This is a genomic window from Castellaniella sp. GW247-6E4 (assembly GCF_040276065.1).
GTDB lineage: Bacteria > Pseudomonadota > Gammaproteobacteria > Burkholderiales > Burkholderiaceae_B > Castellaniella.
Genome location: NZ_JBELOI010000007.1, coordinates 127,606 through 142,312, shown reverse-complemented (window position 1 = coordinate 142,312; position 14,707 = coordinate 127,606). Strand labels below are relative to the sequence as shown.

Below are 14,707 nucleotides of genomic sequence, written 5' to 3'. Positions count from 1 at the left end.
CTCACTTCGTAGCGGTTGCATATAAGTCAAGCCCAATATAAGAGGGCAGTCTTGTCTCTAGGACGCTTTTTCTTACACTCCATCTGAACGGAAATCGCTCATCGACATTCTCGATCTTGGCCCTAAAATTATCAAACTTCCCACAGTACTCTTTAAGGGACTTAACAGATATCCAATCGGTATGTGGTGCCCCCACGCCGTCCGAGCTTGCATCATACGCAGCGCGCTCTGTATCATTGGACATGCCTCCGACGACGCCGCGATAGCCCATTGCTTCCTTGTATAAATTCTTCAAGGTTACCGGTAAGGCCATGCGGTACCGCCTGTAGGAATAGGCATAATAAACCATGAATATCAGATGCCCTCCTGGGCGTAGAAGCTCCCAGCATCTCTGTATTGCCGCCCTAAGATCACCTGTATGATGAAGGCATCCGATAGCAACAATATAGTCGAACGATTTAGCAGGAAAGGGCGGCTCTAATATGCTGCCGGCTATAGCCTCACCAAGCAACCCAGTCTGGCGTAGCCTATGATTTACCATGGAGACTGGTCCGACTGCTATATCTAGTCCTTTGTAATTCGCTTCCGACTGCGCTAGTTTTTGAGAAACGGTGCCGTAGCCCAACCCAACTTCCAACACATCCTTACCCGCCATCGTGTTAAATGGTATATGGTCAAAAAGATATGGATAGAAGTCAAAATACCAATCGTCAAATTTCTTTAATGACTCAACTGATGAATCATTGATCCCCAAAAATTTTGCGAGTCCGGTGCCACATAACTCATCCCAGAACTCGGAGTTCCTATCCGATATGCCATTTTGATCCATTAAATTTCCTTACCAAGAAATGCTTTCATTTATTTACGCACAATGTCTGTATATTTTATATATGATGCAGCCACAACTGGTACCAAGAACGACTACAACAGACATGTCTTATACGAGCGATGGGAGAAAACCTTTAACCCTTCTGAAAACACATAGACCTACCCAAAGCAGAAGCACTGACAATATAGTCATGATTATTAGCGAAAAGGCGGGAAACGTCTGGCCATCCAACAGAGAAAATCTATACGCCTGTACGATAATATGAAATGGATTAATAATAGTAAGCGCTCTTATTACAGAAGGCATAGCCTCGATTGGATAAAATATTGGAGTTGAAAAGAGAAGAATCATTAATAAGTTCGGCAACACAATCCCGAAATCTCTGATAAATGTATTAATAATCGCTAAAAAGAGCCCTAACGCAATTAAAAATATGAATTGGATACATAAAATCACCGGCAACCATAGTAGCCGCCAACTCCAACCATCTCCAGAAATAATTTGTAGCAACAATAAAAATACAAGACTGACCGCCAACGGGACTAACCCTAGCAAGGTGGCGGAAACTGGCAATATCTCCGTCTTGAAAGCCATGTTCTTTATGAGCCCCGCATTCCCTACTACCGAGTTCGACGCCGAGGTAAATGCCTCAGTAATCGCGAGCCATGGCCCGTACCCTGATATCAGCCATATCGAATAAGCTAACGTAGAATCAGCATTTGCTAGCTTTGCCTTGAATACAAATCCGAATACGAATGTAAACAAGGCGAACATAAACAATGGATTTAATATCGCCCATGTTCCACCCAACGCAGATCCTAGATACCGGTCGGCAAGGTTCATACGCCATATATTCAAAATTAGGCGAACATCTGATCGGTCAAATCCGAAGATCTTCATTACATCCGCCTCACGAACTGGGGAACGATACTCCCAACGGAAACAAGGACAGGTCGCCCTCCCACCATTGCTTTATCATTGATGATCTCCAACACCTGTACCGACTCCGCTAGCTCTGATCCATCGCCACCCCACCAGCAAAGTTTTATCATATATATTCCTTGGTATAGATTTAATTTTGGATAATAAAAACAAAGTCGTTTAGTATTTCCATCAACCGATACCTTAGACTCCGAAATGAGCACGCCATCTAACCGTATACAAGAGAGCGAGAACTCATGCTCTTTATCAATTTTTCCATCCTCTACATGGCACTTAACATACAGTGCTGATCCTTCTCGCAGTCTACTCACCTTCCCATGATTTGACTGTAACTCAAGTGGAGAAACCTTATAACCCGAAACGAAACTCTTTACGCCCGTTAGCTCTCTAAATCTCTCAACCAACTCTGCATCATCAGCCTCTCTGACGGAATCCACATATTTAGAACAAACGAGATCTGGACTTCCGTCCATTACTATCCGTCCTTTATCCAGCCATATGCAACGATTGCATAGCTTCCTTACGCTCTCCATACTATGAGAAACCACAATAACAATTGAGCCTCGACTACAAAGCTCAGAAATCCGCTGTCCAGCCTTGACCGAGAACGCTGCATCTCCGACTGAAAGTGCCTCATCTATAATGAGAATTTCTGGTCTGATTTGGGTAATCATTGAAAATGCGAGCCTAGCCTTCATGCCTGTAGAGTAGGTCCTCATCGGCATATCTATGAACTCGCCGAGTTCCGCAAAATCTATAATTTCGGAAACCATAGACTCTGTCAAACCTGCGTCATCGCCTCTGGCAGAAAAATCCATATATATATTTTCCCGCCCCGTCATGTCCTCTCGCAAACCTATTCCGAGCGTCAATACCGCTGTGATCACACCATCAATCGAAATAGCTCCAGACGAAGGTTCTGTAACACCAGACAGAATCTGTAGAAGGGTAGATTTTCCGGCCCCATTTCGCCCAATCACACCCAGACGTTCGCCGTGCTGCAATGTAAAGCTCACTCCATCCAGAGCAGCTCTACCGACTTGCGGGCTATCTGAACCTGATTTACTCCTGTACATTGGGAACAACCGCTCAGACACCTTACGCGGGTACATCTTTCTAAGGTCTAGAACCTCGATACGTGCCTCTTTAGACATCAACACTCTACCTGCATCGGCATGAGAATCAGCCCTTGATTGTATTGTCCCGAGACCATGAGCTTGATACTATTACCTGTCGTCCAGCTTCGTGCATCATAAGTAATCCGATGATCTCCGGCCTCGCCCTTACGTCCCGTAAGAAATAAGTTCAGCCGATAGTCCCCTGCGGGTAGAGGTAAGTCTACAATTTCAATTCTTACTAAATATTCCCCAGGCATATTGCCGATCGTTACTTCTTCACCTAATATCAACACTTGCCATTCCTGTCCAATGACTAGCTTCTCTATGGAATAGCTGAATCCGATCTCGTTTGTCTCGAAAATTTTGACAGGCACATCGAAATGCCAGTCATTGCGGCTCTCAGCTCCTACCTCCATCAGACAATTGTCCATTATTCGTGCGGCCTGATTGACATCAAAGTCTTTCGTCAGCTTCAGATAGTTGCAAATTATACGTTCTGAGTCCCCCGATGCAACAATACGACCACTCTCCAATTCATACGTATTTTTACAAAGCCTCATGATGGCGGCCCAATCATGGGTCGCGAGCACGCCGGATACGCCATCTTTTAATCGCGATCTGACTCTCTTCCAACATTTTGCCTGGAAATGCTCATCTCCCACGGACAGTAGCTCATCTATCAGATAGATTTCATTGCCAACGCAGGTCGCTGTAGCAAAGTAAAGCCTCGCCGCCATACCGGATGAATACGTGAGTATCCTGTCACTTAATCGGTCACCGAGTTCCGAAAAATCTCGTATATCATCCACCAGCCTTGACCATTTTTTCCGACTGATGCCATTCAATCTGAACCACCGTCTGATATATTGCTCACCAGTGATTAATGTTCCCCCCATACCCCCTAATTCAAATAGTGCGCTGACATCGCCAAGTTTTACAAGATGCCCTGAGCTTGTGGGGTATACACCGGCCAACATTCGGAGCAAAGTGCTCTTACCCGCACCATTTTTTCCAATTACCCCTACGATCTGTCCATGGGTGACATGAACTGTGACCTCTTTTAAGGCCTCATGCCAACGCACAAGATTCGGCTGAAAGATGAGACGCCACGCCTGCCTCGGTGGAAGAAGCGGGAAACGAACTACCACATCGTCACACCGTATCGCTAATTGGGTTTGATCAGCGCTCATCCGCGATCCCCAAAAGTTGCGAATATATTTTATTGAATTTTTTCGCAGCTGCATTAGATGAATGCCATTTAACAGCAAATTCCCGACTGGCACGACCAATGCGTTCTCGTTTTTCTCTATCCTGAATAAGATCAAGTAAGATTCCCTCGACTGTTTCAGGCGTCGCGTTTATGATGGGTAGCTCATCGATATACTCTGGTATCTCCTCTCTCGCGCTGTCTAGCCATTCTTGTCGAAGAAAACAGATGACAGGTTTTCCCAACATCATTGCTTCTCGTGCATTAGCACCAAACCAACCGTATGTGAGCATTTCCAGGAATATATCCGCTTGTGCTTGATAAAATCGGACATCCTTGTTTGGAACGTCGGTGCAGAACACCATTTCTACCTTATAGCCCATGTCCTTGATTTTCTGTATAAGCGGCACGTAGATATGTGTTGATTTAACATTGACGGAATTTTTGCTTGTTCTTTCCGAATAGTTGCCAACCGCATGGTACAACCGTACAGTGCCGTGATCGGCGGGATATCGAAACTTACTAGGGATATCGAGATCAGGGAACCAAAAATCCTGATCTAAACAATAATATTCCGGTACCTCATGAACAGTTGAATCTATATTGTAATCTGCTCGATTCCCGCCTAACAAGCATTGATAATCGGCCATCTCATTTCTGAACTTTCCCCATCTTAAATTTCCTTCATCGCTACATACCGAGGGAACGTTTTTCCATTGACAAATATCGCAAACCGACGTAGGTCCCCACTTCGAAAAAGCGGTTTGAGACACACCATCCAAGCATCCGTTATTGCTATAGACGATCTTCTTCCCTAGTGCTTTGAGAAACTTTATTTCAAATCCTTCCGTGCCTGTCAATTTCGCAATTTCGTGCCTGAATGGCTCTCCAAACTGCATACCACCTTTATTAGCAAAGTGAAATAGGTCGTATTCCCTAAGCGACCACAGATAGAATCGCCAATAGTTCTTGATATCTTCAGGATGCTCATAGTCAATTTTGAAGTCTTCTCCATGATAAAAGATCTTGGATTTTATATTTAAGTCCCAATTCAATACATCTGCACGCCAGCCAAGCTTCCGTAGCGCACGAGAAAGATACCAATTGTTGTAATATGCTTGACCAACGTAGATAACGCTTTTTCTTCTACGATTACCGTACCCGATAGCCTTGAATACCGGAGCAATAATATACAATATCATCCAACATATTATCGCTTTCTTGTCTAGTTTCATTGCTTCTTATATAAATAAGAACATGCCCACCCACGGTGTCGAATTATGCGAGCCATGTACGCCGAAGATGTATCTTCGAGCAACCGTCTTGTGAATCAAACCTATTGAGCTTCAAGCAGTTTTTTTACGCCATTCCGACCAATATGCATGAGCGGATCAACGACTGATAAGCCTTGGGTAAATGACAGCTTGTCGCCTTGTGAATAAATCGGGTGCTCAAATCTCTGATAGCGCAAATCTAAACCCGCTGCCGCAAATGCTGAGTCCTGCTGATAACCCTCCGCACCACCACCACACAAGTAAAGCGTCCCATCTACACATTTTGTCAGATTGATCAGAAGATCAGTCGCAGTGCCAGATACTCCGAGCGAAGACGAGGGGACACAATGTGCATGCCTGATTCCTATATGCTCAGCAATTGCTCGAATAGCATCCATGTTATAACGAGCCAGCATGCCTTCATTCGCCATTATCAACGGCTTCAACAAAGACATAGTCTCTTCATAAAACGCGGCATGTGAATAATTCGACTCTAGCGTCTTAAGAAATTTAGAGCGCCAATGTCGATCATCAGAAAATTCAATTTGATTGATCAAGGCAACTCCGTGAGGCGGCCTACGAATAGAAGCTGTAACCCAGCGCGCTTCGCCGGACACGTATATTTTTACTCGATTTGACCATGAACCGCCCTTCTTTGGGAATTGCACATCGTCTAGAAATATGAATTTATGACTGCGCACAATCTTATCGAAATAGCCAAGCCATGGGAAAAAATTTGGCTGATGAATGGCAACCACTATTGTCATGCGTCATCCTGAAGACGAAAAATCCGCCCGTAGAGCTCTATACGTAGATTGTTATATCCCGGCATCTTTGTTGCTTTATCGCGGCGAATGAATTCCGACTCTCCCATCTGGCTATCGACTGTACAGAGTTCTAGAAACATCTTGCGTGTTGTCTTGCGCATCCCCCAGGATACGTTGCTCAACGGCAAAATTTTCTCGCAGGCGGCCAATCTCATAAAAAGGCGGGCTATGAGCTTCCACGCGGCATCATCAGCCATACCAAGCAACAGCGCTGGGGTGGCTCCCGCTGGCACAGCAAAGAGCTCAAGGTCAACGATCGCGCCATCATCTACACGGCGTGTCATCATGTGCATGGTAGCCCCATATTGGGTAGCACCGTCATACACCGCAAAATGATGAGGATCGCGGCCTGGATAGGCCGGTGAAGCTGGATGGACATTAATGGCTAATAAGCCTGGACTCTCTAACAATGAATCCGGCACTATTGCGCTGGTGCCAAAGGAAAGTAGCAGCTCGGGCTGCCTCTTAAATTCTTCCTGTATTGTCGCTATATTGTTTCCTATGCGTGCCTCAAGTGCCAAACCGAGACCATTCGCCAATCTGCAGGCTCGTACCCCAGCGGCATCTTCCATCAACAATACGGCACGAATACCCCTCACCTCTCCACCCCATGGAAACCTTTAGAGGCGAGAACGGCAACTAATTCCTCCCAGCGCTTCCGCCATTGTTCAGCGTCATTCTCTCGATCCATCCCCCATAGCTCCCCGCACCGTGCGACCGCTTTGGCATCAAGACACTCTCCGTCAACAGCCAAAGCCTTTATCCCGTCGTAAGCTATAGGCTGCGACTGACCCCATTCACTCAACGTCGAGATTACTTTGCAAATAGATGCGCATTCATTCTCTAAAGCACTTTCTGAAATTAAAGCCCGACCATTTGTCAGATCATTAAGCAGCGTCAGATAAGTTTCTTCCCGTGCTTCGGTCATGCCGGAGAGCTCTCGCCACCCTGGCCCAAGAACTGCCTCAGCAACGATGCCACTCTTGACGTTGAGCTGATCATCGTTAAATAACCGATCTACCTGAACTGCGGCTATCTTCCAAATGCTCAGCAGTATCATGCGGCATAACTGCGTGATCTGAAGTCGATGAATTCGCCACAGCTCAAAAAATAAGGTACTGAATTGTCTCTTATTCCAAAGATAATCAAAAAATGTGAAGATATCGCCATGCGCAGATTCTAGAAAATTTAAACTTTCAATTGATCTACCATGATTCACCCGTCCCGCTTCAGCAAGAACCAGGTCGTATTGCTTCATGGTTGCCTGCGCTCTACCATAAACACATCGAAAAATTCTACGACGCGGTTCTAAAGATTCTTTTTGCCACCATCCGGGGTGTGTCAATACTTGTAGACAAGGGTCGATGGCGTCATGCAAAACATCATAGAGGCGCCGAAATCGCCAATATCCATTGGAGTCGGAACAGTATGGCACCTGAGTCTGCAGCTCTCTTGAATAGCAATTCACCAAACCGCCATAGCGTTCTGCATGACATTCAAGATGCGCTTCTACGGGGTTGTGAAAACTAAACGCATCCAACTCGACATCAAATGCATCTGTTAGCCATTGCGCCTCAACAGCCACCTTCTCGTCCAATTGTTCTTCACTCTGAATGTCATAAAATTTCGCGTCAAAGTGCAGCCCGAGATGATGTCCATTGCCCACGATACGTTTGATAAGCCGAGCAGGACCAGGCTCAAACGGGTTATAGAATTCACTACGAGGATTAATGAAGTAAGTCGCACAAACCCCTTCCCCCGCCTCAATCTCAGCCAAAGCCAGTGCTCGACTGATAGAGTAGTCCAGATCATGGCGCCACAGGATAAACCGAGTCCCCCATGGAATGGCACGATAGGTAGAAAAAAGATATGATTCCTTCGCAAGCCGCAATAATTGCAAGTAATTATTTTCCGTGAAATCGCTATCAGCAGCCGTGGTCCGATAAGGCTGATTTCGTGCCGAGATCATTTAAGCCGATCCCTGATAGACTTCACCCAGGTGCTTGGGTATGCTGAATGTCCATTCATCTCAGCCTTCAGCACGCGAATTTTTCCCGAACCACAAGCCACATCGATATAACATTCATCAACGGCCGTTACCTGTCCAGGGACAGCGAGAAAACGCTCCCCTTCGCTCGGCAGGCATGCCTCCCATATTGTCATCTTGTGCCCGTTAAAATCGCAGAACCCTCCGGCATACGGCTTGTTAGATGCATTAATAAGGCGAATAATATCGACCGCTGCTTGATGCCAATCGATCTTCCCATCCTCTGGTCGGCGTGGATAACAACGCAACGCATCTTGTGGATCAAGTGATTGGCGCTCCAGGATAAATTCTGGATTCTTGATTATCTCTTGTAGCGCGGAATACATCAAAGCTGGCGTTTCCTTTGCCATCCATCTCCATATGTCCGTCACTTTTGTCGAAATATTTATAGGCAAGTAATCCCTCGCCACTATGTCCCCACTATCCAACTCCCCTCCAATCATGCGATGAACACACAGACCGATCCTGCTTTCACCGGCGAGGATCGCCCAGGCCTGACAGGCATTACCGCGATACCGCGGTAAATCGCCACCGTGTGCGTTAAGTATGCCGTGTGGAAAAATATCGATGACATCCTGCGGCACGATACCGGTATAATTCATACTTATACCGATATCCGGAGTTGAGTCCCGAAGAAGCTGCATATGATCAACGATATTGGAGCCTTTCGCAAAAGGGACGTCAAGATTCTCGGCAAGCCGTATAAAATCAGACGCGGTGCGTGTGTACTCTGGAGCCTCTTTCGATGTGATAACACATGCAATATCGAATCCACGATCGTGCAAGAATCGTGCTGTTTCATATAAAATTTCGGTTCGTCCAATAATGGCGATCTTCATGGTGCTTTAGAAACCTCGAGCAATTCAATTAGGCGGTTGCGCGTACCATAGCCTTTGAAGCGTTGTCTGATAAGCTCAAGGGGTTTTTGATGAATGGGACGCGTGCGTTCGTAGCGCCCTAGATCTTCTGTATTGAGGAACACGTGGATCGGGTGGAAATTAACGACAATAAGTTGATCATTTGCATCAGGGGGAGTAGGTACGCGCATATTCATCATCAGCGCTACGTTGTCTTGCCAGCAATGCGGAACCATGACAAGCTCTCCCCATAGTTCCCATGGTGCGATTCTATTGCTTCCACCAAGAGGAATAAAAGCATTACAACAATAGCGTAAATTATGGGAAATAAAGAGGCTCGCCAGTCGTTCGCTGTGCACTAGTGAATGTGAACGAACAGCCGTAGCCTGCGGCGCAATGTCAATAGTTGACTGAAGGACGCTGGCTGCGCTGCTAGCCCCTCCTGATGACCCTTCCAGCAATGGATTGAAATTGGGATGTATTCCTACATCAAATTTTACATTGCTCCGAATCCGATCGAGCACCTCTGTGCGATGTGTCGCGAACCAGGTAACCGGCACATCGTACTGCTCGAGAAGTGCTAAGGTATCCTCTATGACAGTATCATGAGCCCAATCAATATCGAATGTGAGAAAAACCCGATTTCGCCAAGATTCATCATTTTTAGGATTGATATCTCGAATCAAACCGAATGTTGAGCTACTCATATACCTTCCGAAGCTTGAATATTTTACTGGTTCTTGATCTGATCTATTGCCGCCGCTAACCCAACGTCGAACTCCACTAACGGTCGTGCCAACAAATCTGCCATAGGCAAATGGTCGGCGACGATCCGGCCGGATTGATGCGATACTTTCTCAAACTGAGGAACTCTGCCTAGAATTTCGCCAGCTACCTGAGCGATATACCTAATCGTAATCGCATCGGGGCCCGCCACGTTCAAGACCCTTGTTCCAGGTCGATCTATAAGAGCGTCAATGATATCGACCGCATCATCTATGTAGATTGGATTAAGACATATCCCATCCTCGCCAGCCAGTTGAATTTTTCGACCAGTACGCACTGAATCAATAATTCTTCCAACTAATCGATCATCAGGCTGCCCAGGACCATAAATAAAAAACGGCCGTAGGACGTTGATACTCATAAGGCCACTGTATGAATGTGCTAACATCTCCGCCGCAAGTTTTGTACGGAAGTAATAGCCTAAATCTCCTGCGGGCGGGTTTATGGGCGTAGCACTCGTGATCGTATCCCTGATCTCGCCGTATACCCCGCCTGTCGACGCTAGTATGAAACTACTAGCCCCCGCTCGGCGGGCATAATCAAGAAGCAATGCGGTGGCAGTAGTGTTAACAGCAAAAATCTCAGTAGCCTTGTCTGGAAATTTCCTATAATCACGAGCTTGAGCAAGGTGGATCACCCCATCCACTGCAACCGGTAACTCCTGTGGCGACCATGGCTTGGAAAGATCAGCCTCAACGTAAGTTACATTCTCAAATGATTCTTTCACAGATCGACGCACGATCGCAAACACATCATATTTGTACCGCAGCAGATCCACTACACGCGTACCAAGATAGCCAGAAGCGCCAGTTATCACAATCCGCCTCATGACTACCTCCTACGACAACTCGCAATCTACTTGTTGCAACCAAGCCTCAACATTTAGCAGCGACCATATCAGGAGTCTTCTATTAGTCTTTCCTGTGAGATGCTCCTCGATCAAACTCCTAATGACGCGGCTATCTAGCAAATCATAGATCATTGGTGTCCCGGTTAATAACGTTCGACGCACAAAATCTATGCTTTCCCCCTTAAACCAACTAGCATCCGGTGCGGAGAACCCCTGCTTTTCCGCAGACGCGATTTCGGCTGGAATATATTTACTCATGACATCCCGAAGAATCTTCTTTCCGTCACGCGTTCTGGAATAATAGATACTGGCCTTCTTGCCAGGGTCATTCTCATTGATACGTACAACCTTGGACAAGTCCTGAAGTTTAAGACTGACAGGACAAGACATTGCAAAATCCACTAGATCGTTATCCAGAAAGGGGACGCGACTCTCAAGCCCATGAGCCATGCTGAGTTTATCCTCCACTACTAGTAGACCATGGAGGAAGGTTTTTGCCTCAAAATACAATGAGTGATTAATATAATCAGCAGGCCGATCCAATTCCTCAGCATGATGTTTGAATACATCCCGAAAAATATCGCGTGTCCATATGGAGTCAAAGGCGCCAGCGATAGGAGAAAAAACTTCCCTCAATAGGCTATTTGGTATCAAGCGCTGCCAGAACCCATAATATTTATCGACATACTGCTCGAAATTATCATTGACTGCTGCACGATAATAACGCCATGGATACCCAGCGAATAGCTCATCACCGCCAGCGCCGCTTAGCACCACTTTAACAAATCGCGAAGCCAATTTCGCGGAATAATAATTTGGGTAGCACTGTCCGACGCGCGGCTCCTCTAGATGCCATGCTATCTCTGACATGACTCGCTCCATGTCTCCCGCCTTAAGCACCATCTGATAGTGCTCTGTCTTAAATTTATAAGACATATACTCGGCCTTCTCACGCTCATCGTAAGCGAGCTCCAAGCCGGAAGCTGAACGGAGATCAAAGCCACACGTGAACGTTTTCATGAACGGCCGTTCGCGTGATGCCAGGGCGGTTATCGAGCCCGAATCGATGCCTCCGCTAAGATAGCTTCCCACTTCGACATCGGAAACCAACTGTCGGGAGACTGCAGCCCTAAACCGTCGATCAAGCTCCTCGCTGTACTCTGAAGGACTGAATTTAACATCCGGTTCCCGAAAATTGAAATCCCAATACTGAACCGGCTGCTTACTACGTAGATCACGACCAGTACTGATCTCCATATAATGTCCAGCGGGAAGAATACGAATCCCCTGGAGTAACGTCCGATCAGTGAAAATATTCTGGAAAGTAAAATACTCAACCAAGGCCTGCTGATCCAGTCGCCGCCGAAAAGAGGAAAGGGCTAATATTGCCTTCTGCTCGGATCCGAATAATACAGCATCGTTAGATCGGGTATAGTAAAGTGGCTTGATACCATATCTGTCACGGGCTAAATATAATCGCTGAGCAGTACCGTCCCACCAAGCGAGCGCAAACATACCATTAAACTTGAGGACAGCATCTATCCCCCACTCTTGTAGGGCATACAGAACCACCTCGGTATCGCTTCTGGAGCGGAAGGCATACCCTAGACGCTCAAGTATCTCCCGTAGCTCCAGATAATTGTAAATCTCGCCATTGTAAGTAAGAGCCGAGCGACCGTCAGACGAGATCATCGGTTGTGCCGCTGCCTGCGAAAGATCCAAGATCGCAAGGCGCCTATGAGCGAGCCCGACTGGACCATTAGTCCAATAACCTGCGCCGTCCGGACCTCTATGGGCAATCGCATCAGCCATCCTTTCGAGCTCAACCTGTTGAACCGAACGCCCCTTCAAATCAACAATGCCCGCGACCCCGCACATTACAATCTATCCGTCGTAGACATCACATTATTTACTAACAGATAAGTATAAGCCATGTCTATGATCAGCTCCCTTATAATCATAACGCTTGATGGAAGCAACTTCCCAGGAACTCAGCTGGCCCATAATTTCATAGTCTCTAAAGTGATGAAAATGGACAGCGTCATTGACTAGATCAGCACGATCAGTCCATATCAAGGTGCATATAAATAACAATCCTTTGGGTACGAGAACTCTCCGTGCCTCATCGATAGCCTTACGCCAATCGAAAATATGATCCAAACTGGTGTTAAAAACAACACAATCGAAAGTCGCGTTGCGGAAAGGCAAATTTTCACCAAATCCTATGAGACGAAACGGTGACGGGCGTTTGCAGAATGGGTCCAAACCAACATAGCTGGCAGAATCATCCAATAAAGCGGCCCCTATCATCGGGTCGTCACATCCGACATCGAGAACACGTCCTCGTGCCGAGGACAAGAGATCTTTCATCCGATAAAGATGGCGTTGATAGTGAATATTCTCAGTTGCCGAATTAATACCCGCCAACTCTCCTGACTGCTTCACTGTTGACAAGAAATAATATTGTAGAAACGAATCGGAGACTGCGGAATACGGAATATCTAGGCGATCAGAATAAAATTGAATGAGCCTTGTTGGGATCAGCAACGGCAATTCTCCTCGCCTAGGATAAGAATTTCCAGCTTCATCCGTCAATAAGCGCGACCGATCATCATATCCCAGCGTCAACCCGGAGTCCGGGGATGCCAGAAACTGAAGCACCTCATTAAATCCCAATAAATCGGCGCCTCCACTCTCAATAATCTGCTCTGTCGACAATGTACGCTCATCAAATATGAGCTTGCTTTTAATATCCGGGGACATGGAAACAATTGTTCCTTTATTGGGTTACGATATTATCCACTGACGCACCCGATGACGAACTTATATTTGGATAGGAGATGAAACCAATACCCCAAGGCTTATTTTGTGCAATTCGGAGGTACTCAATGAAACCTGCTGATAGTAGATCATCGTTAAGGCACGAACCAATCAGAGGGCCATGACAGGCTGATCAGTCCGCTCTCAACCCAACCTCAAGTCGCCTTGCAATTAGGGCGGCCTTATCATCGGATCTCCACTTTATCAAGCGGCGCAAACCATCTTCCAAAGCGATTGCCGCTGTAAAGCCTATTCCCTTATGCGCCTTGACAGTGCTTCCTATGCGGTTCCTGACTAACGTAGCTTGACTATTTTTTGTGAACTTGATCGGTTGCTTGCAATCCGTCAAGACTACCAACTTCTGTGCCAGCTCCAACAACGAAGTCCGATGGCCGGTCCCTACATTATAAAATTCGTCTACAGTATCTGATTGCATGGCACACACATTAGCGCTAGCACAGTCCTCAACCGCGATGAAATCAAATGCCTCTGATCCGTCGCCCATAATCGTGGGACTTTCTCCCTTATCGATGGCGTCAAGCATCTTCATAATGACAGCAATATATGCGCCATGATAATCCTGTCTCGGCCCATACACGTTCATATACCTAAGCCCAACATAATTTAAACCGTAGCGATGATGAAAGGCTCGTAAAAAGGCTTCGCCAGCTATCTTGGTAGCACCATAAAAATTTTTATTATTGAACGGATGCGTTTCTGTCATGGGCTCTTCGATGGCGTCGCCATACACTGAAGCCGAAGACGAATAGACTAGCCGTTGAACTCCCGCCTTAACACAAGCCTCCATGACATTGAACGTCCCTCGCACATTGACATCAAACGCGCTTCTTGGATATTCGTGGCACTGGAGGAGCCATAGTGCGGCGAGATGGAAGACTCCGTCTGCTCCCTTCAATGCTGACTCTAGTACATCGGTCTGCTGTATATCACCACCGGCCTCATATATTTTCACTCGAGAGTCTTTTAGCGAGGAGCCAAGATTCTCTATACGGCCGCGTGCAAAATTATCATAGACTATGATTTCCTTTACATCAGTGTTGATTAGCTGGTCTACAGTATGGGAACCTATAAGCCCAGCGCCACCAATAACCACCACCTTCTTTCCGCGAATGTCCATTTCCGTTGTTAT

The 14,707-nt window shown here is 46.5% G+C and carries 14 protein-coding genes; all 14 read right to left on the bottom strand.

Annotated elements, in window-relative coordinates; all coding sequences use genetic code 11:
* Position 1 precedes the first annotated feature (1 nt).
* Complete coding sequence (locus ABS761_RS10475; protein ID WP_350408258.1) at positions 2–829, bottom strand: class I SAM-dependent methyltransferase; 828 nt, start codon at positions 827–829, stop codon at positions 2–4.
* A 108-nt stretch (positions 830–937) separates the two neighbouring features.
* The gene (locus tag ABS761_RS10470; RefSeq protein WP_350408257.1) at positions 938–1,729 is read right to left on the bottom strand and encodes an ABC transporter permease; all 792 of its coding nucleotides are present in this window, start codon (positions 1,727–1,729) and stop codon (positions 938–940) included.
* Positions 1,729–2,925 carry an ABC transporter ATP-binding protein gene (locus tag ABS761_RS10465; protein ID WP_350408256.1) on the bottom strand — a complete coding sequence of 399 codons (1,197 nt, stop codon included), beginning with the start codon at positions 2,923–2,925 and terminating at the stop codon, positions 1,729–1,731. The genes ABS761_RS10470 and ABS761_RS10465 overlap by 1 nt, the downstream gene beginning before the upstream one ends.
* Complete coding sequence (locus tag ABS761_RS10460) at positions 2,925–4,079, bottom strand: ABC transporter ATP-binding protein (RefSeq protein WP_350408255.1); 1,155 nt, start codon at positions 4,077–4,079, stop codon at positions 2,925–2,927. Before ABS761_RS10460 ends, ABS761_RS10465 begins: the two co-directional genes overlap by 1 nt.
* Positions 4,069–5,331 carry a glycosyltransferase gene (locus tag ABS761_RS10455; RefSeq protein WP_350408254.1) on the bottom strand — a complete coding sequence of 421 codons (1,263 nt, stop codon included), beginning with the start codon at positions 5,329–5,331 and terminating at the stop codon, positions 4,069–4,071. The genes ABS761_RS10460 and ABS761_RS10455 overlap by 11 nt, the downstream gene beginning before the upstream one ends.
* Before the next feature lie 101 nt (positions 5,332–5,432).
* A complete protein-coding gene (locus ABS761_RS10450) occupies positions 5,433–6,137 on the bottom strand; it encodes a WbqC family protein (protein ID WP_350408253.1) in 705 nt (234 codons plus the stop codon).
* Positions 6,134–6,736 (bottom strand): formyltransferase family protein, encoded by a 603-nt coding sequence (locus tag ABS761_RS10445; protein ID WP_350408252.1) that lies wholly within the window; start codon positions 6,734–6,736, stop codon positions 6,134–6,136. Before ABS761_RS10445 ends, ABS761_RS10450 begins: the two co-directional genes overlap by 4 nt.
* 56 nt (positions 6,737–6,792) lie before the next feature.
* A complete protein-coding gene (locus ABS761_RS10440) occupies positions 6,793–8,166 on the bottom strand; it encodes a hypothetical protein (protein ID WP_350408251.1) in 1,374 nt (457 codons plus the stop codon).
* Positions 8,163–9,083: a methionyl-tRNA formyltransferase gene (locus ABS761_RS10435; protein ID WP_350408250.1), complete on the bottom strand. Its 921-nt coding sequence runs from the start codon at positions 9,081–9,083 to the stop codon at positions 8,163–8,165. Before ABS761_RS10435 ends, ABS761_RS10440 begins: the two co-directional genes overlap by 4 nt.
* Positions 9,080–9,808, bottom strand: a complete 729-nt coding sequence (locus tag ABS761_RS10430; RefSeq protein ID WP_350408249.1) for a polysaccharide deacetylase WbmS family protein — start codon at positions 9,806–9,808, stop codon at positions 9,080–9,082. Before ABS761_RS10430 ends, ABS761_RS10435 begins: the two co-directional genes overlap by 4 nt.
* 23 nt (positions 9,809–9,831) lie before the next feature.
* Positions 9,832–10,716, bottom strand: coding sequence for an NAD-dependent epimerase/dehydratase family protein (locus ABS761_RS10425; RefSeq protein WP_350408248.1), 885 nt, complete (start codon positions 10,714–10,716; stop codon positions 9,832–9,834).
* A gap of 9 nt (positions 10,717–10,725) precedes the next feature.
* Positions 10,726–12,615, bottom strand: coding sequence for an asparagine synthase (glutamine-hydrolyzing) (gene asnB / locus ABS761_RS10420; RefSeq protein WP_350408247.1), 1,890 nt, complete (start codon positions 12,613–12,615; stop codon positions 10,726–10,728).
* Between the two features lie 27 nt (positions 12,616–12,642).
* Entirely contained in the window at positions 12,643–13,500 is an 858-nt protein-coding gene (locus ABS761_RS10415; RefSeq protein ID WP_350408246.1) for a class I SAM-dependent methyltransferase, read from the bottom strand.
* A gap of 190 nt (positions 13,501–13,690) precedes the next feature.
* The gene (locus tag ABS761_RS10410) at positions 13,691–14,695 is read right to left on the bottom strand and encodes an NAD-dependent epimerase/dehydratase family protein (RefSeq protein ID WP_350408245.1); all 1,005 of its coding nucleotides are present in this window, start codon (positions 14,693–14,695) and stop codon (positions 13,691–13,693) included.
* Positions 14,696–14,707 lie beyond the last annotated feature (12 nt).

Bases quoted from the DNA above. Each gene is read 5' to 3' on its own strand.
- ABS761_RS10475 (WP_350408258.1), bottom strand. From the start codon at position 829: ATGGATCAAAATGGCATATCGGATAGGAACTCCGAGTTCTGGGATGAG.
- ABS761_RS10470 (WP_350408257.1), bottom strand. From the start codon at position 1,729: ATGAAGATCTTCGGATTTGACCGATCAGATGTTCGCCTAATTTTGAAT.
- ABS761_RS10465 (WP_350408256.1), bottom strand. From the start codon at position 2,925: ATGTCTAAAGAGGCACGTATCGAGGTTCTAGACCTTAGAAAGATGTAC.
- ABS761_RS10460 (WP_350408255.1), bottom strand. From the start codon at position 4,079: ATGAGCGCTGATCAAACCCAATTAGCGATACGGTGTGACGATGTGGTA.
- ABS761_RS10455 (WP_350408254.1), bottom strand. From the start codon at position 5,331: ATGAAACTAGACAAGAAAGCGATAATATGTTGGATGATATTGTATATT.
- ABS761_RS10450 (WP_350408253.1), bottom strand. From the start codon at position 6,137: ATGACAATAGTGGTTGCCATTCATCAGCCAAATTTTTTCCCATGGCTT.
- ABS761_RS10440 (WP_350408251.1), bottom strand. From the start codon at position 8,166: ATGATCTCGGCACGAAATCAGCCTTATCGGACCACGGCTGCTGATAGC.
- ABS761_RS10435 (WP_350408250.1), bottom strand. From the start codon at position 9,083: ATGAAGATCGCCATTATTGGACGAACCGAAATTTTATATGAAACAGCA.
- ABS761_RS10430 (WP_350408249.1), bottom strand. From the start codon at position 9,808: ATGAGTAGCTCAACATTCGGTTTGATTCGAGATATCAATCCTAAAAAT.
- ABS761_RS10425 (WP_350408248.1), bottom strand. From the start codon at position 10,716: ATGAGGCGGATTGTGATAACTGGCGCTTCTGGCTATCTTGGTACGCGT.
- asnB (WP_350408247.1), bottom strand. From the start codon at position 12,615: ATGTGCGGGGTCGCGGGCATTGTTGATTTGAAGGGGCGTTCGGTTCAA.
- ABS761_RS10415 (WP_350408246.1), bottom strand. From the start codon at position 13,500: ATGTCCCCGGATATTAAAAGCAAGCTCATATTTGATGAGCGTACATTG.
- ABS761_RS10410 (WP_350408245.1), bottom strand. From the start codon at position 14,695: ATGGACATTCGCGGAAAGAAGGTGGTGGTTATTGGTGGCGCTGGGCTT.